Annotated in this window: 19 protein-coding genes; 12 read left to right on the top strand and 7 right to left on the bottom strand. The window is 54.1% G+C overall.

The features are described 5' to 3' along the window. The first annotated feature begins 85 nt into the window (after positions 1 to 85). Positions 86 to 1,069 (top strand): AraC family transcriptional regulator, encoded by a 984-nt coding sequence (locus AL515_RS06590; RefSeq protein ID WP_061067366.1) that lies wholly within the window; start codon positions 86 to 88, stop codon positions 1,067 to 1,069. Positions 1,070 to 1,190: 121 nt separating this feature from the next. Beyond that, the gene (gene foxA, locus AL515_RS06595; protein ID WP_105242151.1) at positions 1,191 to 3,299 is read left to right on the top strand and encodes a ferrioxamine B receptor FoxA; all 2,109 of its coding nucleotides are present in this window, start codon (positions 1,191 to 1,193) and stop codon (positions 3,297 to 3,299) included. A 99-nt stretch (positions 3,300 to 3,398) separates the two neighbouring features. Here the strand turns inward: foxA and AL515_RS06600 are convergent, their stop codons facing one another. After that, on the bottom strand, positions 3,399 to 3,908 hold the full coding sequence (locus AL515_RS06600) for a hypothetical protein (RefSeq protein ID WP_061067367.1): 510 nt from the start codon (positions 3,906 to 3,908) through the stop codon (positions 3,399 to 3,401). A 181-nt stretch (positions 3,909 to 4,089) separates the two neighbouring features. Then, positions 4,090 to 6,252 carry a TonB-dependent siderophore receptor gene (locus AL515_RS06605; RefSeq protein ID WP_061067368.1) on the bottom strand — a complete coding sequence of 721 codons (2,163 nt, stop codon included), beginning with the start codon at positions 6,250 to 6,252 and terminating at the stop codon, positions 4,090 to 4,092. 446 nt (positions 6,253 to 6,698) lie between these two features. On the opposite strand from AL515_RS06605, the gene AL515_RS06610 reads away from it, so the two are divergent. From AL515_RS06610 to AL515_RS06630, 5 genes are read left to right on the top strand one after another with little or no spacing between them, the layout of a single operon-like run. Next, entirely contained in the window at positions 6,699 to 7,526 is an 828-nt protein-coding gene (locus AL515_RS06610; RefSeq protein WP_061067369.1) for an ABC transporter ATP-binding protein, read from the top strand. Next, positions 7,523 to 8,536 (top strand): FecCD family ABC transporter permease, encoded by a 1,014-nt coding sequence (locus AL515_RS06615; RefSeq protein WP_061067370.1) that lies wholly within the window; start codon positions 7,523 to 7,525, stop codon positions 8,534 to 8,536. The genes AL515_RS06610 and AL515_RS06615 overlap by 4 nt, the downstream gene beginning before the upstream one ends. After that, positions 8,533 to 9,585: a FecCD family ABC transporter permease gene (locus AL515_RS06620; protein ID WP_061067371.1), complete on the top strand. Its 1,053-nt coding sequence runs from the start codon at positions 8,533 to 8,535 to the stop codon at positions 9,583 to 9,585. Before AL515_RS06615 ends, AL515_RS06620 begins: the two co-directional genes overlap by 4 nt. 15 nt (positions 9,586 to 9,600) lie before the next feature. After that, positions 9,601 to 10,548 carry an ABC transporter substrate-binding protein gene (locus tag AL515_RS06625; RefSeq protein ID WP_061067372.1) on the top strand — a complete coding sequence of 316 codons (948 nt, stop codon included), beginning with the start codon at positions 9,601 to 9,603 and terminating at the stop codon, positions 10,546 to 10,548. Between the two features lie 2 nt (positions 10,549 to 10,550). Then, positions 10,551 to 11,444 carry a MurR/RpiR family transcriptional regulator gene (locus AL515_RS06630; protein WP_005127925.1) on the top strand — a complete coding sequence of 298 codons (894 nt, stop codon included), beginning with the start codon at positions 10,551 to 10,553 and terminating at the stop codon, positions 11,442 to 11,444. A gap of 73 nt (positions 11,445 to 11,517) precedes the next feature. Here AL515_RS06630 and AL515_RS06635 read toward each other — a convergent pair whose 3' ends face one another. The 3 genes from AL515_RS06635 to AL515_RS06645 all read right to left on the bottom strand — a co-directional run bounded on the left by AL515_RS06635 (position 11,518) and on the right by AL515_RS06645 (position 14,953). Further along, positions 11,518 to 12,624, bottom strand: a complete 1,107-nt coding sequence (locus tag AL515_RS06635) for a 4Fe-4S binding protein (RefSeq protein WP_061067373.1) — start codon at positions 12,622 to 12,624, stop codon at positions 11,518 to 11,520. 219 nt (positions 12,625 to 12,843) lie between these two features. Next, entirely contained in the window at positions 12,844 to 14,232 is a 1,389-nt protein-coding gene (locus AL515_RS06640) for a diguanylate cyclase (RefSeq protein ID WP_061067374.1), read from the bottom strand. An 88-nt stretch (positions 14,233 to 14,320) separates the two neighbouring features. Continuing rightward, positions 14,321 to 14,953 (bottom strand): LysE family transporter, encoded by a 633-nt coding sequence (locus AL515_RS06645; RefSeq protein ID WP_048212506.1) that lies wholly within the window; start codon positions 14,951 to 14,953, stop codon positions 14,321 to 14,323. A 273-nt stretch (positions 14,954 to 15,226) separates the two neighbouring features. On the opposite strand from AL515_RS06645, the gene yahO reads away from it, so the two are divergent. Beyond that, positions 15,227 to 15,502: a DUF1471 family periplasmic protein YahO gene (yahO, locus tag AL515_RS06650; protein ID WP_003021310.1), complete on the top strand. Its 276-nt coding sequence runs from the start codon at positions 15,227 to 15,229 to the stop codon at positions 15,500 to 15,502. Between the two features lie 48 nt (positions 15,503 to 15,550). Here the strand turns inward: yahO and prpR are convergent, their stop codons facing one another. After that, entirely contained in the window at positions 15,551 to 17,146 is a 1,596-nt protein-coding gene (gene prpR / locus AL515_RS06655; RefSeq protein ID WP_048212505.1) for a propionate catabolism operon regulatory protein PrpR, read from the bottom strand. Positions 17,147 to 17,398: 252 nt separating this feature from the next. Here prpR and prpB point away from each other — a divergent pair, with 252 nt between their 5' ends. From prpB to prpE, 4 genes are all read left to right on the top strand, one after another. Beyond that, entirely contained in the window at positions 17,399 to 18,280 is an 882-nt protein-coding gene (prpB, locus tag AL515_RS06660; protein ID WP_003021316.1) for a methylisocitrate lyase, read from the top strand. An 80-nt stretch (positions 18,281 to 18,360) separates the two neighbouring features. Further along, positions 18,361 to 19,530 (top strand): bifunctional 2-methylcitrate synthase/citrate synthase, encoded by a 1,170-nt coding sequence (gene prpC, locus AL515_RS06665; RefSeq protein WP_061067375.1) that lies wholly within the window; start codon positions 18,361 to 18,363, stop codon positions 19,528 to 19,530. A gap of 40 nt (positions 19,531 to 19,570) precedes the next feature. Then, positions 19,571 to 21,022, top strand: coding sequence for a bifunctional 2-methylcitrate dehydratase/aconitate hydratase (locus AL515_RS06670; RefSeq protein WP_061067376.1), 1,452 nt, complete (start codon positions 19,571 to 19,573; stop codon positions 21,020 to 21,022). 40 nt (positions 21,023 to 21,062) lie between these two features. Continuing rightward, positions 21,063 to 22,949 carry a propionate--CoA ligase gene (prpE, locus tag AL515_RS06675; protein ID WP_061067377.1) on the top strand — a complete coding sequence of 629 codons (1,887 nt, stop codon included), beginning with the start codon at positions 21,063 to 21,065 and terminating at the stop codon, positions 22,947 to 22,949. A gap of 100 nt (positions 22,950 to 23,049) precedes the next feature. On the opposite strand, the gene AL515_RS06680 is transcribed toward prpE, so the two are convergent. Then, positions 23,050 to 26,127 (bottom strand): beta-galactosidase, encoded by a 3,078-nt coding sequence (locus AL515_RS06680; protein ID WP_061067378.1) that lies wholly within the window; start codon positions 26,125 to 26,127, stop codon positions 23,050 to 23,052. Positions 26,128 to 26,169 lie beyond the last annotated feature (42 nt).

The following is a 26,169-nucleotide window of genomic DNA, read 5'->3' on the forward strand; positions in this document are numbered from 1 at the left end:
CATTATTATTGTTGTGTTGTGCGGGTAATGGTAATGTTGCCACCCATCGTACGTTGCAAATTCCATTTCTTGTGCAGAAGACAGCATGAACAACACCACCATCCAGAATACATCCGGACGTTTTACCCGCACCTTCTCCGTCAGTGAGTTTAGGGACTTTGGTGAGCGTTACGGGATCGATTACCGTTTTCCGTTGCTGGCGCAAAAAACGGGTCTTCCGTGTTCCAGTGCTGTATTGCAAGGGGAAGTAGAGGAGATGATGCTCCCTTGCGGGATGTGCGTCACACACTCTGATGTACAGGTGCTGCAACCGTATGAAACTACCTCCCGGCACAGTAGCCCCTTGTATATGCTGGTGGTGCTGGAAGGTTGCGTGATACTGACGCTCAACGGGCAGGAACATGTGGTACGTTCCGGCATGGCGTTTAGTTCGCGTCTGAGTGAACGCCAGGCAATGAGCGCCCGTCACCTTGCCGACTGCAAGCTACGGACGCTATCACTCGGGTTGTATCCTGACGGAGCATGGCGCAAAGGATTACTTGAATCCCTCATGCGTGAGTGGGAAAACTGTCAGACGCCAACGCTTATTTGGCAGGTGCCGGGGTTTTTACTCAGCGGATTACAGTATGCGCAGCAGGGCTCACTTAGCCATGTTTCCCGCCAGTTGATGCTGGAAGGACTGATTTTACAATTATTTGGTCACGGTCTCAGCGTTTGTCAGGTGGAAAGCGGCAAATGCCTCGCCGCCAGTGGCGAACAGCAGCGGCTGGAAAGGGTGCGCCGTCTGTTGGAGCAATCCCCTGAAAATGACTACACGCTTAACGAGCTGGCGCAGCGCGCAGCGATGAGCCCCAGCAGTTTGCGCAGCAAGTTCCGTGCGGCATATGGCTGTTCCGTCTTTGACTACCTGCGCGACTGCCGTCTGGAACGTGCGCGCGGCTATTTACTGGAAGGATACAGCGTACAGCAGGCGGCCTGGATGTCGGGTTATCAGCACGCAACTAACTTCTCTACCGCTTTTCGTCGTCGCTATGGCTTCCCGCCCGGTGATGTTCTCAAACTTTGCTAATCCATTTTCCCGTTTTATGCGCGAAGCTGATTCATAATTTGGCGCTGCGCATACGCAACCTGGCATTCGGCATAGCGACTCCTGATACAAAAATGGCAATAATTCTCATTTACAGATAGATATGCCTTGGGAGATGTTCATGTTCGCGAAGACTCGGTTGGCGCTGCTGATAGGATGGGTGACCGGCAGTGTGGCTTTTCCTCTGCTGGCGCAGGAAACAACAAAAAACGATACGGTGGTTGTCACTTCGCAAATGCAGAGTGGGGCGACCAAGCTTGCCACACCGGATATCGAAACACCGCAGTCGGTATCGATCGTTACCCGTGAACAGTTTGAAGAGCAGGGCGCAACCAGCGTGCGGCAGGCTGTTAGCTACACACCTGGGGTGTACAGCAATCAGATTGGTGCCTCCAACCGCTTTGACTACATTGTGCTGCGCGGTTTCTCCGATGGTAGTCTGGACAACGTCTATCTCGACGGCCTGAAAATGATGGGCGACACTAACTCGCACAGTTCGCTGGTGATCGATCCGTGGTTTCTCGACAATATTGAAGTGGTGCGCGGCCCGGCTTCCGTGCTGTACGGCCGTTCCTCTCCGGGCGGGATCGTGGCGCTGACATCGCGTAAACCGTCGTTTGATGCGGGCGGAGAAGTGAAGCTGTTTGCTGGCAACAATAACCAGCGCGGCGCGGCGTTTGACGTCACCGGGGCGCTGGATGATAACGATCGCGTCGCCGCACGACTGAGTGGAATGACGCGTTATGCGGACTCGCAGTTTGGTCCCTTGAAGGAAGAACGTTACGCGCTGATGCCGAGCCTGACCTGGCGCATCACCGATCAAACGCGTCTTGACCTGATGGCCTATCTGCACCGTGACCCGGAAGGCGGTAGCCACTCCGGTCTGCCGTATGACGGCACCGTGGTTCCGCATTACGGGCAAAAGATCTCCAATACCTTTTACGAAGGCGAGGATGATTATGACAAATACGATCGCCGTGAAAACATGGTGGGCTACAACATTGAGCATATGTTTGATAGCGGTTGGTCGGTACGGCAAAAGCTACGCTATCTGCATACCGACGTTGAGCTGAACCAGGTGTATGCGGCAGGCTGGTTGAATGAAACCGAACTTAATCGCGGCTACTCCGGCTCAGACGAAAACATGTCGGCGATTACGCTGGATAACCAGCTCGACGGCAGCTTTGATACCTGGCAGGTAAACCACCGTCTGCTGGTGGGGATCGACTATCAGGATCGCAGCAACAATACCACCGGCTACTACGGGGCGTTCCCGCCGATTGACGCCTTTAATCCGGTGTACGGCGCGAAGCCGGATTACATCAATATGTATGCGCGCGAGAAACACAAGTTGCGCCAGACGGGCTACTATTTGCAGGATCAGATGTCATGGGATCGCTTCCGTATAACGCTCGGTGGCCGCTACGATCAGGTGAGCATATCTAATATTGATAAGCAAAACGGCACTCGCAGCGATCTGGACAAAAATAACTTCAGCAGTCGCGCTGCTCTGCTTTATTTGTTCGATAACGGCGTTGCGCCGTACATCAGCTATTCCACCGCCTTTACGCCAACCAGTTTTGCTGATGAGAACGGTAACCTGTTGGAACCGATGAAAGGCAAGCAGTGGGAAGCCGGGCTGAAATATGAACCGGAAGGGTTGAATAGCCAGTTTAGCGCGTCGGTGTTCCGCATTAATCAGACCAATATTGCCACCAAAGAAGAGCCGACCGATCCGTACCGTTCGATTGGCGAAATTGAATCTGAAGGGGTGGAGCTGGAAGCTATTAGCCAACTGACGGACAGTTTCCGTTTGCAGGCGGCGTATACCTATACCGACATTCGCTATAAGAAAAGCAGCCCGGAAGAGCAGGGCAAGCGTGCCGTTTATGCGCCGCGCAATCAGGCCAGCACCTGGTTAAGCTACGATGTGAAAAATGGCCCACTGGCGGGGCTAACGTTGGGCTCAGGCGTGCGTTACGTCAACGGTATTACCAGCGATCGCCAGAATACTCACACCCTGCCATCGTATACGCTGGTGGATCTGGCGATTGGCTACGACTTAACGAATATTGGTATTAAAGGTTTGAGCACGCAGTTGAACGTCAACAATCTGACCGACAAGCGTTACGTTGCAGCCTGTAATTCGCTCTCATACTGTTATTTCGGTGCCGAGCGCAGCATTGTTGGCAGCGTTTCGTGGAAGTTCTGATGCTTAAGCCGGATGCGGCGCTGGCGCCTTATCCGGCATACGGCAGCGTGCAAATTGTAGGCCTGATAAGCGCAGCGCATCAGGCATAGTGGATTGCGGCTATTTGGTAAAACCGTTTTGCATACAAATCTGTGCGCTGGTTCTCAGGGTGAAGGCTAACTTGTCAGGATACTGGCGGTAATAGTTATGTTCTTCTTCCAGCCCTTTTGCCTGCGCCAGACGTACCGTTTCCAGCGAACAGGTTCGGTAGATCAAATCTTTATTCATATTGCTCTGCTTCTCGCGCTGTTTATCTGCGGACAGCGCCAGCCAGCCCTCGGACAGCGTATAATCGTAGACCACCCGATTCCCTTTCGCCTGCACGTTCTCAATGGTAATGAATTCGTCGATCTTCAGTCTTGGCTGACCACGCATTTTTTTCTTATCTTCTGCGGCGGCATATTGTGCCAGTGCATTAATATCCATCCCGGCTATTTTCTGCTTATAGATATCGACATAGGCGGCGGGTTGCTGATAATGCTGAGCATAAGCATTTCTTAATTCTCCGTCACTCATTGAACAGCCAGCTAAAAATAAAGGTAATAGCAGCGTCAGTTTTGTTTTAGTCATGATGTTATCCCATTCATTATTGTGGTCCCCAGTCGCCCATAACAAAATAAAAGTCATCAAATTACAGGTGATCTTTAGGGTTGTATAAACGGGGCGACGACAGCACAAGTGCAATTATCTTAAAATGGCGGAATAAGCGGGAAACCCTGCCAGAATTGGCAGGGTTAATGGATGAAGAGGATCAGAATTCCATTTTCACCGTGAACTGCACTTCTCGTGGGTCGCCGATCTGATTACCCAGATTATTGGTGGCAATGGATGAGGTGTAATAGGTCTTATCAAACAGGTTTTTCACATTGAGCTGCAATGTGACCGGATATTGCAGCTTCATCTTATAAGCGGCAAAGGCATCGGCGACAAAATAGCCTGGCAGATAATAGTCTGCGCCATTGGTTGCGGAACGGCGACTCACCCCATGACCCCCACCGCCAATCGTCAGGGTATTGCCCATAAAGGCATTCTGAATATCGTAGGTGAGGAATAATGAGCCGGTATGCTTCGGTACATTAGGCAGCGGCTTACCTTTGTAATCAGGATCTTCCGTCACTTTCGCGGCGGTATAACCGTAGCTGGCGATGATATTGGTGTTGGTGGTCAACGAACCGGCGACATCCACTTCCACACCTTGTGAACGCACGCGACCCGCCGTTTTCGCCACAGTTTCGCCATTGATCATTTCGTTGTACAGCACATTGCGTTTATCAATATCAAACAGGGCAATATTGGCGGTGATACCGTCAAAGATATCGAATTTTGCCCCCACTTCATAAGCCGTTGAGGTTTCAGGTGGCAGTTCGCCAATATAACTGGCGATAGAATATTGCGGCATGAAGGATCGCGAGACGTTACCGAACAGCGATACCGACGGCGTCAGTTTGTAAACCATACCGAATTTGGGCACCCACTGTTGGTCGGTACTGTTGGTGTTGACGTTGAACGGACGCCCTTTGCCAGCGTATTCGGTGTAGTACTGATAACGCATCCCGGCGACGGCGATCCATTTATCGGTCAGGTACAGCGCGTCCTGCACATACGCAGAATAGCTCTCTTGTTGAATAGTCTGATCGCTATCAGCGGCAGAAACGTTAGTACATTTATCCAACGTACCGTAGACAGGATTATAAATATTGAACCCTTTTACGTTCTTGCAGCGGATCATGTCGGTGCGTAGCAGATCGTAGTTCTCATAAGAGACGCCGGTGAGGATCTCGTTATAAAAGCCAGCGATATCGACGTTGCCCTGTAAATCGGCACGTGTGGCGTGCATGCGCTGGGTGGAGCCTTGAGTGGCATCGACACGGCGGGTCAGATTTCCGGTTGCAGAATCATACGCCATTACGCGAGCCTGATTATCGCTGTATTTATCCTGGCTAAAGCTGTAGTCGAATTTCGCTGTCCATTCGCTGTTGAAGCGGTATTCGGCATTCAACTGTGCCAGATCCGATTTGCCGTCGGTGATATTAAACGGCTCATCAAAGCGGGTTTTGCGATCCACATTCACCGCGTGTTTGGTGTTGAGATCGAAAATGGTGCCGCGATCGAACGGCGCTTTGTAGTCGCGGTGTGAATAGAGCACGCTGACGGTGGCGTTGTCGCCAAACCAGGTCAGAGAAGGGGAGATAAAGCTGCTCTGATTGGTGCCAAAGTTGCGCCAGTAATCCTCGTGTTGGTACTCGCCAATCAGACGATACGCCAACGGCGTACCTTCAATCGGCCCTGTCACGTCAAACTGCCCCGTACCGCCGCCAAAACTGCTGGAGGTTGCTGAAATCGACCCGCCAAACTGCGTTTCCGGACGTTTGGTGACGACGTTAATCAGGCCGCCGGGATCGAGAATCCCGTACAGGGTTGAGGCCGGGCCTTTCAGTACTTCCACGCGTGAGGTTGCGGCGTTAAAGCTGCGCGGCAACACGGTTTTCAGACCGTTGGTCATCACCGAGCCGTCACGGTTTGCGCCGAAGCCACGGCGAACAAACGCATCCTGTGTGCCACCTAATGTGTTGGTTTGCACAACGTTACTGACGTTATACAGCGCTTCGTCCAGCGTCGTGACGTGCTGATCTTCCAGCACTTTATCGCTGACAGTGTTCACCACTTGTGGGATATCCAACAATGGCATGGATGTCAGCGTCGCGGTGGACGAGCTCAGCGGTTGATAACCCGATGTTACGGCCTGATCGGCAGACGACGCATCTGCCCGAACGGTGATGGTATCTTCCCCTTTAGGCGGAGTCGTCTCTTTCTCCGCTGCAAATACCGTAGGTGTTGTTGTTATGCCCAGAAAGAGAGCAGAGCACAATGCCCGCCCTTTCATCCCCGAAAAGTAAGTCGTTAACTCAGCCATTATTTTATTTATTCCGCAAAAGACCCTGCCAAAAATGGGCAGGGAAACAGGTTGATTCAATTCATTGCCCGGCTTGCCAGCCCTGCATTTATCCATCTGTAAGCCGGCGTTACTGGCATCAGATGTGTAATTGAGAATCATTCAATCATGGGCGTTTGTAGTAGTAAACGTAAAAATGAAAAAGAAACTACAGGCGATTCGACACAACTTAACCGTCGTTTTTTTAAGGGTATTTAATTTACAATACATTGAAAAAGAATGGTTTTTATTGATTTTTCGGCATTTTTTATTTGTGCTTTGGTTGTTGGCAACAGGTGATGTAACTACAGGGTGTAATTGCTTGACTACTACAGCGCAAGCCAGCAAGATCACAAAGAGAATGAGTTTTATTTTTATTTAGAGAATTACGCATGCAGGCTTTGCCATGCGGCGGCGCAGGAGTGAACATGCCACAGCATGTGGAAAATACCGCCCACAGAACGGGCATTGAACTACAACAGCTTTCTGCGGGTTATCGCCATAACACCATTGTCCACGATATCTGTCTCACTATTCCGCAAGGCAAAATGACGGTGCTGGTGGGGGCGAACGGCTCGGGTAAATCAACGTTGTTAAGCACCATGGCTCGGATGTTGAAACCGCACGGCGGCAGCGTATTGCTGGATGGCAAAGCCATTCATCAACAGCCCACCAAAGCGGTTTCGCGCCAGCTTGGCATCCTGCCGCAATCCCCATTGGTGCCCGAAGGACTTACCGTTTTCGAACTGGTATCGCGTGGGCGTTTTCCCTGGCAGAACATGCTTTCGCAATGGACGGACGATGACGAACGTGCCGTGGAGCAGGCGCTCCAGTTAACCGGAACTGCTGATTTTGCGCATTTGCCGGTGGAGAGCCTTTCCGGTGGGCAACGTCAGCGCTGCTGGATTGCGATGGCGCTGGCACAGCAAACGCCGGTCATCTTGTTGGATGAGCCGACTACGTTTCTCGATCTGCGCTATCAGGTAGAGATCCTTGAACTGTTGCATTCACTGACTCGCCATCATGGTCGTACAGTGATCGTGGTCCTGCATGACCTGAATTTTGCCGTGAATTACGGGGACATGCTGGTGTTCCTCAAACAGGGGACGTTGCAGGGCGTCGTGCATGATGGCGAAAACTGCACGCCCGAGTTGATTAAGCACGTGTTTGACGTCGACGTGCAGATGTCGGTGAATCCTCTCACCGGCAAACCGTTCTTTATGCCGTTCCGCGCGCCGGGCGGGCAAGAGCAATGACGGTCATGACAAGCACACTGCCTCGTCGCCGTGGCCGGTTTATGCTGGCACTCCCCGTGTTAACGCTGCTGTTGTGTGTTCTGGCGGTGGTGCATCTGGGTGTTGGCGCACGCACTATCAGCCCGCAGACCGTCGTGCAGGCGCTGTTCCACTTTGACGCGAAAGATTTCGACCACCGGATTATTGTCTCCTTACGTCTGCTGCGCATGACGGCGGCGATGCTGGTCGGCGCAGCGTTAGGTGTGGCGGGTGTGCTGTTGCAGGCGTTGATTCGTAATCCGCTGGGAGAGCCGCATATTCTGGGGCTGAACGCCGGGGCTGCTTTTGTCGTTGTGTTGTGCACCGCGCTTGGCGTGACGGGGGTAAGCCAGCCATTGCTGGCGGCTGGAGGCGCAGCGGCGTTGTTCTCGTTGGTCATCGCGCTTTCTTCCGCCGGACGGGGGGGGTTAACGCCGCTGAAGGTTACGCTGTGCGGCGTGGCGCTGTCGGCCATGGTGTCATCGCTTACTGCGGCCATCCTGATTCTGGATGAACAAACCCTGTTGGCAATGCGCACCTGGCTGGTGGGCGATCTTTCTGGTCTGCACTGGGAAGCAGTCAAAAGCGCCGTTCCTCCGTCGCTAGCTGGTATGGTTTTGGCGCTCGCTATCGCGCCGGGCCTGAATATTCTGGCTCTCGGCGACCGTATGGCCTGTGGGTTAGGGGTGAACATTCTGCGCATACGCTTGCTGGCGATGGTAGCCATTGCGCTGTTGTGCGGTGCGGCAGTCTCTGTCGTGGGGCCGCTGGGGTTTATCGGTCTGTTAGTGCCTAACGTTACCCGCCGTCTGGTAACAGAAGATATTCGTCAGATGCTACCGACGTCGGCATTGCTGGGTGCGGCGCTGCTGCTGTTGGCGGATATTGCCGCCCGCACGGTGCTGGCTCCGCAGGAGCTGGCTACAGGGATCATGACCGCCCTGGTGGGCGCGCCGGCGTTTATTTTCATTGCGTCGAGGTTTTTGAAATGAACGATATGCTGCAGCGTGCAGGGCTTCGTGCATGGCGGGTGGGGGGATTTTCTCGTGTCATTCGTCCCAAAACCGTGCTGTACAGCCTCAGCCTGACGGTGCTGGCAATCGCATTACTGCTGTTCGGCGTGATGCAGGGTTCGCTCCCGGTTCCGGCTTCCGCTATCGGACGGGCGGTGTTTGACCCTCAGGCGTTGACGGCTCAGCAACAGTATGTCGTTTGGGATGTACGACTGCCGCGACTGCTGATGGCGCTTCTGTGCGGGGCGATGCTCGGATTGGCTGGGGCGGCGATGCAATCTATCACCCGCAACGGGTTGGCCGATCCCGGGCTTATCGGTGTCAAAGAAGGGAGTTGCGTGGTGGTGCTGGCCCTGGTGCTATTTTTCCCGTCCGCAAGTCTGGTCTGGCGGCCCCTGGCAGGAATGGCCGGTGGCGCACTGGTCGCTGCACTGGTGATGCTGCTGGCCCGTGATTTCTCCCGGCCTCGCTTCGTGTTGATAGGCATTGGCGTGTCGTGGTTCTTTGCCGCGGGAATGGGCGTATTTATGACCACCGCGGATGTCCGTGACGTTCAGACTGCACTGGTCTGGCTGGCGGGCAGCCTTCATGCCGCCACCTGGCCGCTACTGCTGGTGGCGCTGGTCTGGACGTTGCCTGCGGCCATCATCTTATTTGCCACGGCGAGAGCTTCAGATGTGGCGCTACTTGGCAATGCGACGGCAACGGGGCTGGGTGTACGTTTACCCCGACTGGCGTTGTTGCGTTTTCTCGCGCCGGTTGTACTCACCGCCGCCAGTGTTGCCTGCGTGGGCAGCCTCGGTTTTGTCGGGTTAATGGCGCCACACATGGCACGATTCTGGCTGCGTGGCGGACAAACAGCGCTGCTGTGGGGAAGTGCGTTGATCGGTGCATTGCTGGTGCTGGTCACCGATACCGTGGGGCGTCTGGCGTTTGCCCCACTGCAAATCCCCGCCGGGATCGTCATTGCCCTGGTCGGTGGACCGTTCTTTTTACTGTTGCTCTGGCGTCGCCGGGATCGTTTGTAATTGTTAAGAGGGTATATGCGTTTAATCTTTTCATTGCTGCTGCTGGTCGGCTGCACCGCCCAGGCGGCGGTGCCTGTTCAGTCATTTACTGACGATCTCGGGCGAGTGGTGAACGTGCCGCTACATCCGCAGCGCATTGTGTCATTGCACGATCTCGACATCACTATTCCGCTGATCGAGCTGGGCGTGCCTCCGGTGGCCAGTCACGGCCGAACACGCCCGGATGGCAGCCATTTTCTGCGCTCAGGTGCGCTGTTGACAGGGGTTGATTTTGATAACTCGTCGATTGCGTATATCGGAACGGCGGATATTGATATTGAAGCCATTGTCGCCGCGAAACCGGATTTAATCATCACCGAACCCAGCCGTAACACGCCGATTGAGCAACTGGAAAAAATAGCGCCGACGGTCAGCATCGATCATCTTGATGGCGGTGCGCCGGAAATCTACCGCAAGCTGGCGCAGCTTACAGGTACGCAGAACCGGCTGGCATTGCTGGAACGGCGCTACCGTGAAGAAATTGCCCAGCTCAAGCGGACAGTAGATACGCAGCACATCTCTGTGGCGGTAATACAGGCTAATCAGGGAAAAATCAACGCGTTACACACCTATCACTCCCTGGGGCGAGTTTTACGCGATGCTGGTTTCACTTTCCCGAAGCTTATCGACAGTATTCCGCCGGGTGGGCGCATTGATGTCAGTGCGGAACGTCTGCCTGAACTGGATGCCGATTTTGTCTTCGCGACCTGGCGTGGCGATACCGGCGGTAAACCGCAGGATGAAATCGCGGCGATGGATGCGGTGATGCCTGGCTGGTGTGAGTTCCTGACCGCCTGCCAGCGCGGACATTACGTTTTACTCTCCCGTGAAGAGGCTATATCCAATTCCTATGCCTCGCTCAGTCTGATGGTGGCGCAGGTGCAAACGCATATCGCCGGACGATGGCTACCGGAGGCTAAATAACCATGCTGACGGCGAAAAAAGCCAAAAACCGTATTGATGTCTATGGTGACCGTTTTCGCGCCCGGGCGCATTTACTCTCGCCACGCATGCAGGCCGTGGCGCGTTATATCAACGAAAATCGCGAAGTGGTGCTGGAGTTTACGGCGATAGAAATCGCTGCCGCCACGCAAACCTCTGACGCGACGGTGGTCAGGGCAATTCAGGCGCTGGGGTTTGCCGGGTTGCGCGATTTAAAGCAGACCATTGAGCACTGGTTTGGTCCTGGCGTGACCTCAGAAGAGAAGATGACCACCACGGTGAATACGCTCTCTTGCGATGTGAACTCAAGCATTGATTTCGTCCTGCAGGGGCATCAGCGTACCTGTGAAGCGCTTTCTACACCGCAAAACCGCTATGCGATTGCCCAGGCGGTGGCGTTATTGGTAGAAGCCCGTCAGGTGGGGATTTTTGGTATTGGCGCATCCGGCGTATTGGCGGATTATACCGCTCGTCTGCTCAGCCGTATTGGCCTGCCTGCGGTAGCATTTAATCGCACCGGGATTAACCTCGCAGAGCAACTGATCGCATTGCAGCGGGGAGATGTGCTGATCATGATGGCGCAGAAATCACCGCATCGGGAAGGGCTGACGACCATTCGCGAGGCCAGGCGGTTGGGTGTCCCGGTTATTTTACTGACGAACGCGCTGGATTCCCGTTTTAGTAAAGAAGCGGATGTGGTGATTAACGTGCCACGCGGCGGCGAGAATGGGAAAATGCCGCTTCACGGTACGGTGCTGGTGTGTCTGGAAATGATCGTCCTGTCCGTTGCTTCGACTGCGCCGCAACGTTCAATTAAGTCCGTGAAACGGATTAACGAACTGTATCGGGGCATTGGTAAATCCGGGGCGAAGAAATAAACCGGTTATACCCGATGTGTAGGCCGGGTAGTGGGACGTCGCCACCCGGCATAAAGGCAGACAGATCAAACCATTAATGGCCGATCATTCTGGCCTTCGGGATCAACTGGAAATACATATGATCCGGCACCGGCGTCTGCCAGACGTTGGCGTACACCGCATAACCTACGGCGGCAAACAGAATACCGAGCAGCAGTAGCGTCATTGTCCACCCTGATAACCTACCTTGTCGCCACCATGGTGTCGGCGCTGCGCTATGCCCTGATTGTGCGCCAGGCGGTGTCTTCAGTGACATAGTCAGCGTCGAGGCTACCGGACAGGATTCCACACAGGTCATACATCCTGTGCACTCAACGGTGCGTACCTGAATTAAGCGATCGACCGGAATATTCGACGGGCAGTTCTTTGTGCATTTGCCGCAATCGATGCAACTGTCGGCATTACGGCGGATCTTAAACGGCGACAGCAAAGAGAACAGGCCAAGCAGTGCGCCATAAGGGCACAGATAACGGCACCACGCATTGCGAATAAACAGGCTCATGATGCTGATAACCGCCACTACGATGAGCGTCGTCGAGCCGATATTACGAAAGAAATCGAGCATCTTAACGTCGATAATCATGCCGTAGGCTGACATCAGAAAATACTGAATCCCCTGTGCTGGCATCGACAGGGCGATATACAGAAAGAAACTCAGCAGCAGATATTTCAGGCTCAGCAAAGGGAGGTCCAGCCAGCGCGGCAGGGTGAAGTTGCGACCCGTTATTTTTTTGCCCAGATTCCCTATCAGCTCAGACAGCGTACCCACCGGGCACAACCACGAGCAGAACGCTTTTTTTAACAGCAGACTCATCAGGATAAAGGCAACAAGCAGCAGCATGGAAGCGGCGTGAATAGGGGGAAGAAAGCCGGTTTCCAGTGTGTAGCGGATATTCATCAAGCCCGCGATCGGTAGCCATCCCTCAATACCGCCGGGTCTTGATATATAAACGCTGGCACCGGCTGTTTCGAAATAGCGAACCCAATACCAGAACGTCACGCCAATATAGATATTGATAGCCAACAGGAGAAACTGGGTGGCTTTTCTCCAGCTACTGGCATTGCGCCAGTCATTCCACGGCAGTTTTCCTCCGACGGTACCAGGGCGGCGCTGCCAGCGCGTTTTCTTCTTCCCGTTCATGATCTTTTATTATCCCTCATATTTCCCCCTGCATTCAGGAAGACTCATCACCGGGATATGCTACCGCTATAAAGATATGGTGTATTTGATTTGCATCTTATTAATCGGCTGCCATTTTTATCACGCTAATGGGCATGTATAAAAATAACAGCACGATATTTATCACAGGTCAGATAAATACCCTGAACGGGGTATTTATTTATCTGTGGGGGACGACAGTCATTCCCGGTACGTTTCTACGCGGTTACGGCCATGGCTTTTCGCCAGATAGAGCGCGCGATCGGCTTTATCAACCAGTTGTTTGTAGTCGGGGTGATAGTCATATTCGGCAACGCCGATACTGACGGTAATAGAGAAGGATTCAGTCATGGAAGCGGCGATACGCAGCTCGGCAATTTTCTTGCGCAGTGTTTCCAGAATAATCGAGGCCTGCGATTCGTCTGATTCGACGAGCAGGATCATAAACTCTTCACCACCATAACGGAATACGTAATCGCTACTGCGGATGTGCTCATAAATAACGGCCGCGACGTTTTTCAGCGTCATATCGCCAGTGTTATGTCCGTAGCTGTCGTTGATCTGCTTAAAATAATCAATGTCCAGCATTGCCAGGGTAAAGGGTCTTCGTGAATGTAACGCCAGCGAGATTTCACGGCGCATAATCGTCGGAATAAAGCGGCGATTAAGCAGCTGGGTCAGCGAGTCTTTGCCATTTTCCTGTTTGACCAGCGCTTCAAACATTGAGGCGAGGAGAAAATGGATTTTGGCCGAGAGCTGTCGGATATCCTGCAATAAGCTCATCCGTTCGGTTTCGCCAGGTTGTTGCTGATTCGAGAATGCCTGTGTCAGACGGTTATCGATTTCAGCGATCACGGATTCCATTTCTGCCAGCAGATTACCGCTGCCAAGAATGTGTTTTCCTTTATGGGAGAACCACATACCAAAATCTGAGTCCGCCAGGAACACCAGATCACCGGACGGTAAGCCGGTCGCAATGTTGTAGATAAACTGATTTTCCCAATCGGTAAACGAACGGATTTGCCGTTCGCGCTCGACGTTGACGTCGTCGTAAATGGTCTGCAGCCGATACTGCTCCTGCGTGTGCAGCGAGTTTTGATAGCTTGGAGAGTAGGAAACGGTCATGGCCTCCAGCGCGGTGTCCATCGCCAGACTGCTGAAACAGATAGCATCGCTCAACAGGCTGACAGAGTAGTCGGCCTTACTTTTCAGCAACTGATACAGCTCTTCTTTTAGCTTACGTGCACCGCGGTTAACCAGATCGATAGGCAGGCCGATACGGGCGTGTACCACACCAATTTCACGCTGTTTTGCCAGCAAGAGCGGGAGGTCTTCATATGCGCTGCCGAGCACGCTGCGCAACCAGTCAAACATACTGCCGCTCAGTCGCGTACTGACCTGCTCCGTATTCAGAAACAACGCGCTCTCCGCATGAGAGAGCATGTAGTCATAAAAAACGGTCACTAAATGGCGGATCTCATCGTCGCTTAACCCTGTGAGGATCGTATGAACGTCAGGGGATGTCTGGCGTATTAGCGCCCGCCATTCTGTAAGGAGTAATGTGTCGTTTACGGGATCAACCTGTTCCATCTCACAGCCACTCAAAATGTGATTGAAAAATTCAGGCGGTATTACGGACAATTACGTCACGATGGTCAAGTGAAACTCTCTTTACGCATTAACGATGGCGAATACCTTCATAAATCAGCCTTAAGGCGAAGACGCCGATAATGGCGCCAATTACCCGGCTGGCAACGCGCTGAATGCGACCATATGCACGGCGTACTGCAGGAAGAGAAAACGCCTGGCTGAGAAAAATACGCCAGATAACAGAAGAAAGCACAATGCCTGCCCATGCCATCAGCCTGGCCCAGGTCGGGGTTTCTGCGCTTAAGGTGACTGAGAAAATACTAATAAAAAACAATACGGTTTGCGGATTCGATAAATCCGTTAACAGCCCGCGACGAAAGAATACATACCAGGGGGCGGATATCGGCTGCTGTAACGTGGGCATTTGCGGTGTCGCCTGATGGCGAATGCTGTTCCAGGCAAACCACAGCAGATAGGTTCCGCCAACAATCTTAATCAACGAAAATATCTCTTCACACTGGGTAATAAGCGTTGCCATACCAAACAGGCCAAGGCCGGAGTAAAACGCGTCGCCCAGGGCCACGCCCAGACCGGTCATCACCCCCGCGCGCCGTCCTGATGCCAGGCTGGTTTGCACCACCACAAACAGGTTCGCCCCGGGGTTGAAAAAGGTTAAAACAAACAGGCTGACGGTGAGTACGACGGCGTGTAGCGGTTCCATAGACAACCATTCCTCAAATATTCATAAAGTTAACACTATAATTTCAACGAGCTGGCTGTTCTGAGGATTAACTCACACTGGCTATTGAAACTTTGAACCGGTTGAAGTGCGGATACGCGATGGCTGGTTTTTTCTGTGCCGCAAAATTTCTATATATTTCTGCTGAGTGTGGATTTTTTATCCAGGCTGGACTAGTTATTAATCATCCTTGAATCGCGTTATCTCATGTTCAGGGATCGATGATGGCGTCATAACAAAACCTGGAGCTGGTCTATGAAAACTGGAATTAAAGTACTTATTGGTGCATTAGCTTTTGTCGTGACCAACGCATATGCCGCGGAATTTATGACAAAACTTGAGTTTGAAAAGGTTGAGTCGCAGTACACAAAAATCGGTGATATCTCAACGAGTAATGAAGTTTCTGTCGCAGATGCTAAAGAAGAGCTGCTGAAGAAAGCCGAAGAGAAAGGCGCCGATGTTGTGGTATTAACTTCCGGTCAAACGGATAATAAAATCCATGGCACAGCCAATATCTACAAGAAAAAATAATACGCTGCATTGAAAGATAAAATACCCGCCAGCCTCTGTACTGGCGGGTTATTCTTTTAACCTGCGCCAAAACGTGGTTCGGCTGATACCGAGATATCGTGCTGCCGCTGTTTTATCACCATTGAATTGTGCCAGCACCTGCTGTGGCGTCAGTGATGATGATATCTGGGGTATTTCGGCGACAATCGCCAGTTCTGGCAATAATTGCTGCAAGAAATGGACGTTAAGTTCTGGTTGTGGCTCGACGCTTAAAAATAATGCCAGACGCTCCATCATATTGCGCAGCTCACGAATATTCCCCGGCCAGCCGTAATTCAGCAGCATATGTTGGCTGAGCCCTAGTCCTTTGCGCACAGGCTCAGAAAACGGCACATCTAATTCCGCCAGTGACTGTTTTAAAAAGCCTTCCGCCAGCGGTAAAATATCGGGCAGCCGTTCGCGTAGCGGGGGGAGCTTGAGGCGCAGAATGCTCAGGCGATAAAACAAATCGGTACGAAACTCGCCTTGTTTCATCTCCTGCTCCAGATTGCAGTGGGTGGCGCTAATCACCCGCACATCGACCGGAATCGGCTGGTGCCCACCGACCCGGGTAACCTCTTTTTCCTCCAGCACGCGTAGCAGTCGGGTTTGTAACGGCAGCGGCATTTCGCCTATCTCATCAAGAAACAGTGTTCCGCCGTGGGCGATTTCAAACAGACCCGCGCGTCCGCCCCGCCGTGAGCCGGTAAAAGCGCCATCTTCATAGCCAAACAACTCCGCTTCCAGTAAGGATTCGGTGATTGCCCCGCAGTTGACGGCGACAAACGGTGGTGAGGGTTTACCGCGTCGATTCTCCTGACGGGTGAAATATTCACGATGAATGGCCTGCGCCGCCAGCTCTTTACCCGTGCCCGTTTCGCCCTGAATCAACACCGGTGCGCGAGAACGGGCGTAGAGCATTATGGTGTGCCGTACCTGTTCCATCTGCGCAGAGTGACCGCGCATATCACCGAGCGCGTAGCGGGTGCGCATCGTATCGCCAGAAGCGTATTGACCGTTTCGCCGTAGCGTCAGGCGCGTCATATCCAGCGCATCGACAAAGGCCTGGCGCACGGTAGCCGCTGAATAGATAAAGATGCCGGTCATACCCGCTTCTTCCGCCAGGTCGGTAATCAGCCCCGCGCCGACTACCGCTTGTGTACCGCTGGCCTTCAGTTCGTTGATTTGCCCACGAGCATCTTCTTCAGTGATATAGCTGCGCTGCTCAAGCTGCAAATTGAAGGTCTTTTGAAAGGCGAGAAGCGCAGGAATGGTTTCCTGATAGGTAATGACGCCAATCGATGATGTGAGTTTTCCCGCTTTCGCCAATGCCTGTAGCACATCGAAGCCGCTGGGTTTAATCAGAATAACCGGAATTGATAAGCGGCTTTTCAGATAGGCACCGTTGGAGCCCGCCGCAATGATCGCATCACAACGCTCGCTCGCCAGCTTCTTGCGGATATACGTCACCGCTTTTTCAAAACCCAACTGAATAGGGGTGATGGTCGCCAGGTGGTCGAACTCCAGGCTGATGTCGCGAAACAGTTCGAACAGGCGGGTGACCGAAACGGTCCAGATAACCGGTTTGTCGTCGTTCACCCGCGGCGGAAGATACGTATCAGCCATAGCCAACCCAAAAAGTAAGGAACCGAGTATTAGGGTTTAGTTGTGTTTCATAAATGTTGCAATGAAACGTTAAGGCCAGTTTCATGAAACGATAGCTGACACGCTTTTGTACAACAAAGATACAGGAATTGATTTTAATGCATTGTTTTTAAAGGTGAATATATAAATTGATGAAAAATTAAGGTCTTTGGCATACCCCTTGCTTTAGGTAAATCAACTAATGCTAACAAGTTGATAACAAGAGGACGGGATATGTCTCTACACTCCCCAGGGCTGGCGTTTCGCGCCGCGCTCAGCAAAGAAAATCCATTACAAATCGTTGGCACCATCAACGCCAATCACGCTCTGCTGGCCCAACGCGCCGGGTATCAGGCGATTTATCTCTCCGGCGGCGGCGTGGCGGCAGGGTCTCTGGGTCTGCCGGATCTTGGTATTTCTACCCTGGATGATGTGCTGACCGATATTCGTCGCATTACTGATGTTTGCCCGCTGCCCTTGCTGGTGGATGCGGATATCGGGTTTGGATCGTCAGCGTTCAACGTGGCGCGTACCGTGAAGTCGATTTCCAAAGCTGGGGCTGCCGCGCTGCATATTGAAGATCAGATCGGCGCCAAGCGCTGCGGTCATCGTCCGAACAAAGCGATCGTCTCTAAAGAAGAGATGGTCGACAGGATCCGCGCGGCGGTGGATGCACGTACCGATCCCAATTTCGTCATTATGGCGCGAACCGATGCGTTGGCGGTGGAAGGGTTAGAGGCTGCCATCGATCGCGCCCAGGCGTACGTCGAAGCGGGCGCGGACATGCTGTTCCCGGAAGCCATTACCGAGCTTGCGATGTACCGCCAGTTTGCCGACGCGGTGCAGGTGCCGATCCTCGCCAACATTACTGAATTTGGCGCTACGCCGCTGTTCACCACCGATGAACTGCGCAGCGCAAACGTCGCGATGGCGCTGTATCCGCTGTCGGCTTTCCGCGCCATGAACCGCGCAGCGGAAAAGGTTTACAACGTGCTGCGTCAGGAAGGAACGCAAAAGAGCGTGATCGACATTATGCAGACGCGTAACGAACTGTACGAAAGCATCAATTACTACCAGTTCGAAGAGAAACTCGACGCGTTGTATAGCAAAAAGTAACCGTCGTAGGCCGGATAAGGCACAGCCGCCATCCGGCAATAAATTTGTACCCTACATATTATAAAAATGACGAGGACAACATGAGCGACACAACGATCCTGCAAAATAGTACCCATGTCATTAAACCTAAAAAATCGGTTGCGCTGTCAGGCGTTGCCGCCGGAAATACCGCGCTGTGTACCGTAGGCAAAAGCGGTAACGACCTGCACTATCGCGGCTACGATATTCTCGACCTGGCGCAGCAGTGCGAATTTGAAGAAGTCGCGCATCTGCTGATCCACGGGAAATTACCCACCCGCGATGAACTCACCGCCTATAAAAGCAAACTCAAAGCGCTGCGCGGACTGCCCGCTAACGTACGCACCGTGCTGGAAGCGCTGCCTGCCGCCTCGCATCCGATGGACGTGATGCGCACCGGCGTCTCCGCGCTGGGCTGTACGCTGCCGGAAAAAGAAGGTCATACCGTCTCCGGCGCGCGCGATATTGCCGACAAGCTACTGGCTTCGCTCAGTTCAATCCTTTTGTACTGGTATCACTACAGCCATAACGGCGAGCGTATTCAGCCGGAAACTGACGATGATTCCATTGGCGGTCACTTCCTGCACCTGCTGCATGGCGAAAAGCCTTCGCGAAGCTGGGAAAAAGCGATGCATATTTCGCTGGTGTTGTACGCCGAGCACGAATTTAACGCCTCCACCTTTACCAGCCGCGTGATTGCCGGGACCGGCTCCGATATGTATTCCGCGATTATCGGCGCGATTGGCGCACTGCGTGGACCGAAACACGGCGGGGCGAATGAAGTGTCGCTGGAGATCCAACAGCGCTACGAAACGCCGGACGAAGCCGAAGCGGATATCCGTAAACGCGTAGAAAACAAAGAAGTGGTGATTGGTTTTGGTCATCCGGTTTACACCATCGCTGACCCGCGCCATCAGGTGATCAAGCGCGTGGCGAAACAGCTTTCTCAGGAAGGTGGTTCGCTGAAAATGTACAACATCGCCGACCGTCTGGAGGGCGTAATGTGGGAAACGAAAAAGATGTTCCCCAACCTCGACTGGTTCTCGGCGGTTTCTTACAACATGATGGGCGTTCCCACCGAAATGTTCACCCCGCTGTTTGTTATCGCCCGCGTCACCGGATGGGCGGCGCACATCATCGAACAGCGCCAGGACAATAAAATTATCCGTCCTTCCGCCAATTACACCGGCCCGGAAGATCGCGAATTTGTCCCGATTGAAAAACGTTGCTAATTCAAAAACCTCTAAAGATAAAAAACAGGAAATGTACCCTATGTCCGCACATATTTCGAACGTCCGCCCGGAATTTGACCGTGAAATCGTTGATATCGTTGATTACGTCATGAACTACGAGGTCACCTCGAAGGTGGCGTATGACACCGCGCATTATTGCCTGCTTGATACCTTAGGCTGCGGCCTGGAAGCGCTGGAATATCCGGCCTGTAAAAAACTGCTGGGGCCGGTCGTCCCAGGTACAGTGGTACCGAACGGCGTGCGCGTACCTGGCACCCAGTTCCAGCTCGACCCGGTGCAGGCGGCGTTTAACATCGGTGCGATGATCCGCTGGCTGGACTTTAACGATACCTGGCTTGCCGCTGAGTGGGGTCATCCTTCCGATAACCTCGGCGGTATTCTGGCCACGGCTGACTGGCTGTCACGCAATGCGGTGGCGGCGGGGAAAGCGCCGTTGACCATGAAAACGGTGCTGACCGGCATGATTAAAGCTCATGAGATTCAGGGCTGTATCGCGCTGGAAAACTCGTTTAACCGTGTTGGTCTCGATCACGTTCTGCTGGTAAAAGTGGCCTCCACGGCGGTGGTCGCTGAGATGCTTGGCCTGAACCGGGATGAAATTCTCAACGCCGTGTCGCTGGCGTGGGTCGACGGACAGTCGCTGCGTACTTATCGCCATGCGCCGAATACCGGCACGCGTAAATCCTGGGCCGCAGGCGATGCGACCTCGCGCGCGGTACGTCTGGCATTGATGGCGAAAACCGGTGAGATGGGATATCCGTCTGTGCTGACGGCGAAAACCTGGGGCTTCTATGACGTCTCTTTCAAAGGCGAATCGTTCCGCTTCCAGCGCCCGTACGGCTCATACGTGATGGAAAACGTGCTGTTTAAAATCTCCTTCCCGGCCGAGTTCCACTCGCAGACCGCGGTAGAAGCAGCAATGACGTTGTACGAGCAGTTACAGGCCGCAGGTAAAACGGCGGCGGATATCGAAAAAGTCACCATTCGCACGCACGAAGCCTGTATCCGCATCATCGATAAAAAAGGCCCGCTGAATAACCCCGCGGACAGGGATCACTGTATCCAGTATATGGTGGCCATTCCGCTGCTGTTCGGGCGCTTAACGGCGGCAGATTACGAAGACGGCGTGGCGCAGGACAAGCGCATCGATGCCCTGCGCGAGAAGATCACCTGCTTCGAAGATCCGGCCTTTACCGCCGATTACCACGACCCTGAAAAACGCGCCATCGCCAACGCCATCACTCTGGAATTCACCGACGGCTCACGCTTTGAAGAAGTGGTAGTGGAATACCCAATCGGCCACGCGCGTCGTCGTACTGACGGCATGCCGAAGCTGGTCGAGAAGTTCAAAATCAACCTGGCGCGTCAGTTCCCGACCCGCCAGCAGCAGCGCATCCTGGATGTCTCCCTGGACAGAACTCGCCTGGAGCAGATGCCGGTCAATGAGTATATGGATCTCTTCATTATTTAAACCAGCGTGCAGCAAGGCGTAAGTTCAACAGGAGAGCATTATGTCTTATAGCGAGTTTTATCAACGTTCTATAACGCAACCGGAGTCGTTCTGGGCCGAGCAGGCCCAGCGTATTGACTGGCAGCAGCCGTATACGCAGGTACTGGACCACAGCAACCCGCCGTTTGCCCGCTGGTTTTGCGGCGGCACGACCAATCTGTGCCATAACGCCATCGACCGCTGGCTGGAGAAACAGCCTGACGCGCTGGCGCTGATTGCTGTGTCATCCGAAACCGAAGAAGAACGCACGTTTACCTTTCGTCAGCTGTATGACGAAGTGAACGTCGCGGCGGCGATGCTATTGTCGCTGGGCGTACAGCGTGGCGATCGGGTGCTGGTGTATATGCCGATGATCGCCGAGGCGCACATTACGCTGCTGGCCTGCGCACGCATTGGGGCGATCCATTCGGTGGTGTTCGGCGGCTTCGCGTCGCATAGCGTGGCGGCGCGCATCGACGACGCCCGGCCGGTGGTTATCGTTTCGGCGGATGCCGGGGCGCGCGGGGGCAAGATCCTGCCGTATAAAAAGCTGCTCGATGATGCGATCGAACAGGCGCAGCACCGACCGCGTCATGTGGTGCTGGTCGACCGCGGTTTGGCGAAAATGGCGCGGGTCGAGGGACGTGACCTCGACTTTGCCGCGCTGCGCCAACAGCATCTCGGCGCGCGGGTACCAGTTGTCTGGCTGGAATCAAACGAAACATCCTGCATTCTCTACACCTCCGGGACAACCGGGAAACCGAAAGGCGTCCAGCGCGACGTTGGCGGCTATGCGGTCGCGCTGGCGACCTCGATGGACACCATTTTCGGCGGCAAAGCGGGCGGCGTGTTTTTCTGCGCGTCGGATATCGGCTGGGTAGTTGGGCATTCGTATATCGTGTATGCCCCGCTGCTGGCGGGGATGGCGACGGTGGTTTACGAAGGTCTGCCAACGTATCCGGACTGCGGCGTGTGGTGGAAAATTGTTGAGAAGTATCAGGTCTGCCGGATGTTCTCCGCCCCGACCGCCATCCGCGTGCTGAAGAAATTCCCGACCGCGCAAATCCGTAATCACGATCTCTCTTCGCTGGAGGTGCTGTATCTGGCGGGGGAACCGCTGGACGAACCAACCGCCAGTTGGGTAACCCAAACGCTGGGCGTCCCGGTTATCGACAACTACTGGCAGACTGAATCCGGCTGGCCGATTATGGCGATTGCCCGCGGGCTGGACGACAGGCCATCGCGTCTGGGCAGTCCCGGCGTGCCGATGTACGGCTACAACGTACAACTGCTCAATGAGGTGACCGGTGAACCTTGTGCGGCAAACGAGAAGGGCATGCTGGTGATCGAAGGGCCGCTGCCGCCGGGCTGTATTCAGACCATCTGGGGCGATGACGAACGCTTTGTGAATACCTACTGGTCGCTGTTCTCCCGCCAGGTGTACGCCACCTTTGACTGGGGCATTCGCGACGCCGATGGCTATTACTTCATCCTGGGGCGTACGGATGACGTGATCAACGTCGCCGGACACCGACTCGGTACGCGAGAGATCGAGGAGAGTATTTCCAGCTATCCGAACGTTGCGGAAGTGGCGGTGGTCGGCGTGAAGGATGCGCTGAAAGGGCAGGTGGCCGTCGCGTTTGTCATTCCAAAGCAGAGCGACAGTCTGGAAGACCGCGACATCGCCCATTCGGAAGAAAAGGCGATTATGGCGCTGGTGGACAGCCAGATTGGCAACTTTGGCCGTCCGGCACACGTCTGGTTTGTGTCGCAGTTGCCGAAAACACGTTCCGGTAAAATGCTCAGACGGACGATCCAGGCGATCTGCGAAGGCCGCGATCCTGGCGATCTGACCACCATTGACGATCCAACATCGTTACAGCAAATCCGCCAGGCGATCGAGGAGTAGGGCGTTGCCGGGTGGCGGCTTCGCCTTATCCGGCCTACGAAACCGCGCACCGTAGGCCAGATAAGCCGCGAAGCGGCGCCATCCGGCAAAAGCAACGTGATTAGCGCCAGCTCAGCTGATAATGATAACGCCCTGCGCTCAACTGAAATTCTGGTGACACTGAAGGGCTCCACGAATCATCCCCGCCGACGCCCATATGGAAACCATCAATGTTGAGCCATGTTCCGGCTTCAGGCTGCAGCAGATGGCGATGGCTGGTTGCCATCAGTTGCTTCTGGCTGTAACGGCTGATGTTGAACTGGAAGTCACCACGCCACAGATGATCCCCGTAGCGTAATTCGCGTGTCCCGCAGCGCAGGCCATTTTCACTTGGGAAAACATACGGGGTGTACATTTCATCGAGCGATAAATCCCAACGGTCGAAACAAGCGGCGTTCAGCCTGTCCGGGTAGTTCTCATGCGGCCCAAGGCCTAACCAGTTTACCCGTTCAGCCACCTGCGCCAGCTGGCAGCTCAGGCCGATGCGGGCTGGATGCGGCGTACCGCTGGCGATGTCGACATCCACCGCTATCTGCATTTCACCCTTGCCGTCAATACGGTAGCTTTTTCGGCTGATGAACAGCGTTTCGCCCCGATACTGCCAGGCATGCGCGGTGGTGATAAGGATGCTGTTCGACAGCGCTTCGGCCTCGCATTGCAATAGCCATGGCTCAGCATGGTAATGGCCCGCAGCCTTCCAACGTTCGACCCAGGCATTAGGATCGATGCGCGTTACTTCGCTGATGCCGATGTCGTTATCCAGCGGCGCACGGGTAAACTGATCGATTAACGGTGCAAACAGCTGTGCTTTTTCGGCCAGCCAGTATTGCGTCAGTAAGCCTGTACGGCGGCAGAATTCCCAGCGTTTATCACTGACGATTACCGTAAACGTGTCATCGCGGATCGTCAGCTGTGGCGCTGTGCTGGCGCGAGGTTTAAGCGCCAGACTGAGTTTCTCTTCCAGCTTCCATTGCTGCCAGGCGCTGATATGTCCGGCGTCTGACCACGCAGTAGCCTGGGGTTGTTCCACGCGAACCGTCAGCCATAGCTGGCCTGCGGTTTCCGGCATCGGGACATCTGGCAGGGTGATCCGCTGGCGGCCTTGTGGGGCGATATTCAGAGCAATTTCTCCGGCGGCTAGCGGGTTGCCGTCCTGGGCAATAGACCAGTGCAGAACTTCGTTATCGCTGCGGCGGAACAGATATTCACTGGTCACTTCAATCTGGCGCTCGTTACCCGGTAACAGCGTAAACTGAAAAAACTGCTGCGCGTGTTTGGCCTCATATAACGCCGGGTGCGGGGTACGATCGGCGAACACCAGTCCGTTCATGCAAAACTGACGGTCGTTTGGTGTGTCACCAAAATCCCCGCCGTAGGCTGACCACGGATTACCGTTGTCGTCATATTTAATCAGCGACTGATCGACCCAGTCCCAGACGAATCCTCCTTGCAGACGCGGATACTGGCGGAATGCCTGCCAATATTTGGCATAGCCGCCGAGGCTGTTACCCATCGCGTGAGCATATTCGCAGAGGATCAACGGGCGCTGCTCGCCGGGCATCGACAGCCACTTTTTAATCGACCATTTGGGTACGGCGGGGAAGGGCTGATCCTGATCGACGCGGGCGTACATCGGGCAAATAATATCGGTGGCTACGGTATCCGCGCCGCCACCTTCGTACTGCACCGGGCGAGAGGGATCTTCCGATTTTATCCAGCGGTAGAGCGCGTCGTGATTGACCCCGTGACCGGATTCATTACCCAGAGACCAGATGATAATGCTCGGATGGTTGCGATCGCGCTGCACCATGCGCGTGACGCGCTGGCTCATGGCGGGAAGCCATGTTGGGTCATCGCTCAGGCGATTCATGGGCACCATACCGTGGGTTTCGATATTGGCCTCATCCACCACATACAGGCCGTAGCGGTCGCACAGGGTGTACCATAGCGGGTGATTTGGGTAATGCGAACAACGCACGGCGTTAAAGTTGTTCTGCTTCATCAGCAGAATATCCTGCACCATCGTTGCCTCGTCCATCACCTGACCGTTGACCGGATGGTGCTCATGACGGTTGGTACCGCGAATCAACAGCGGCTTACCATTGAGTAACAGCAGTCCGTTTTCAATGCAAACCTGACGAAAGCCGACGTCACAGGTCTCGGCTTCAATCAGCGTACCGTCAGCGGTATGTAGCTGCACAACGGCGCGGTACAGATTAGGCGTTTCGGCACTCCACAACGCCGGGTGTTCAACGTTGAGGCGCAGCGTAGTACGGTCGTGATAAGCGCCGCGTTCATCAACAATCTCGCTGCCGGGCGGTGAGGTGAGCTCGCCAACCAACGTTTCGCCGTTCCACAATTGCAGGGTCACGCGTACATCTTCACGCTCGTCGCCTGCTATCCGGACTTCCGCTTCCAGCACCGCGCGGCTGAAATCATCATTAAAGCGCGTGTTGATGCGTAGGTCACGGATCTGTGTTGTGGGTTTATGCAGTAAAGAAACATCGCGAAAGATGCCGCTCATGCGCCACATATCCTGATCTTCCAGATAGCTGCCATCGCTCCAGCGCAGCACCATGACGGCCAGGCGGTTTTCGCCGCGCAGCAGATAATCGCGAAGATCAAATTCAGACGGCAGGCGGCTATCCTGACCGTAGCCGACCCAACGACCGTTGCACCACAGATGAAACGCGGAGTTCACGCCGTCAAAAATAATCCGCGTCTGACCCTCATCTAACCATGCATCTTCAACACTAAATGTGAGCGAGTAACATCCGGTGGGATTCTGCGTCGGAACAGAGGGCGGATTGACCGGGAATGGATAGGTGATATTGGAGTAGATTGGCGCATCATAACCGCTCATCTGCCAGTTAGACGGCACGCAGAGGGCAACGGCCTGCGGTAAATCATGCTCAAGCCAACTTTCTGGTACTGCCTCTGGTGTGGCAAACCAGGCGAACTGCCACTCGCCGTTTAACGAAATTCGTTGGGATGAAGGCCGGTGGTTACGGGCATCATCCACGCAGCGCCAGCTACAAAACGGCGGATGTGCCTCCAGACGGTTTATCTGTGTGACGCCGGGGTTTTCCCAGTCACGGCGCGCCAGTACGGCGGCGAGTGAGTCCGAGCTCAGAGTCATAGCGGTATCTCATGTTTGTTATTCGCTCACAATTTAATAAAC

This window comes from Citrobacter sp. FDAARGOS_156 (assembly GCF_001559235.2).
Taxonomy (GTDB): Bacteria; Pseudomonadota; Gammaproteobacteria; order Enterobacterales; family Enterobacteriaceae; genus Citrobacter; species Citrobacter youngae.

Coding starts and splice junctions, on each gene's coding strand:
- AL515_RS06590 (WP_061067366.1), top strand. CDS start 86: ATGAACAACACCACCATCCAGAATACATCCGGACGTTTTACCCGCACC.
- foxA (WP_105242151.1), top strand. CDS start 1,191: ATGCCTTGGGAGATGTTCATGTTCGCGAAGACTCGGTTGGCGCTGCTG.
- AL515_RS06600 (WP_061067367.1), bottom strand. CDS start 3,908: ATGACTAAAACAAAACTGACGCTGCTATTACCTTTATTTTTAGCTGGC.
- AL515_RS06605 (WP_061067368.1), bottom strand. CDS start 6,252: ATGGCTGAGTTAACGACTTACTTTTCGGGGATGAAAGGGCGGGCATTG.
- AL515_RS06610 (WP_061067369.1), top strand. CDS start 6,699: ATGCCACAGCATGTGGAAAATACCGCCCACAGAACGGGCATTGAACTA.
- AL515_RS06615 (WP_061067370.1), top strand. CDS start 7,523: ATGACGGTCATGACAAGCACACTGCCTCGTCGCCGTGGCCGGTTTATG.
- AL515_RS06620 (WP_061067371.1), top strand. CDS start 8,533: ATGAACGATATGCTGCAGCGTGCAGGGCTTCGTGCATGGCGGGTGGGG.
- AL515_RS06625 (WP_061067372.1), top strand. CDS start 9,601: ATGCGTTTAATCTTTTCATTGCTGCTGCTGGTCGGCTGCACCGCCCAG.
- AL515_RS06630 (WP_005127925.1), top strand. CDS start 10,551: ATGCTGACGGCGAAAAAAGCCAAAAACCGTATTGATGTCTATGGTGAC.
- AL515_RS06635 (WP_061067373.1), bottom strand. CDS start 12,624: ATGAACGGGAAGAAGAAAACGCGCTGGCAGCGCCGCCCTGGTACCGTC.
- AL515_RS06640 (WP_061067374.1), bottom strand. CDS start 14,232: ATGGAACAGGTTGATCCCGTAAACGACACATTACTCCTTACAGAATGG.
- AL515_RS06645 (WP_048212506.1), bottom strand. CDS start 14,953: ATGGAACCGCTACACGCCGTCGTACTCACCGTCAGCCTGTTTGTTTTA.
- yahO (WP_003021310.1), top strand. CDS start 15,227: ATGAAAACTGGAATTAAAGTACTTATTGGTGCATTAGCTTTTGTCGTG.
- prpR (WP_048212505.1), bottom strand. CDS start 17,146: ATGGCTGATACGTATCTTCCGCCGCGGGTGAACGACGACAAACCGGTT.
- prpB (WP_003021316.1), top strand. CDS start 17,399: ATGTCTCTACACTCCCCAGGGCTGGCGTTTCGCGCCGCGCTCAGCAAA.
- prpC (WP_061067375.1), top strand. CDS start 18,361: ATGAGCGACACAACGATCCTGCAAAATAGTACCCATGTCATTAAACCT.
- AL515_RS06670 (WP_061067376.1), top strand. CDS start 19,571: ATGTCCGCACATATTTCGAACGTCCGCCCGGAATTTGACCGTGAAATC.
- prpE (WP_061067377.1), top strand. CDS start 21,063: ATGTCTTATAGCGAGTTTTATCAACGTTCTATAACGCAACCGGAGTCG.
- AL515_RS06680 (WP_061067378.1), bottom strand. CDS start 26,127: ATGACTCTGAGCTCGGACTCACTCGCCGCCGTACTGGCGCGCCGTGAC.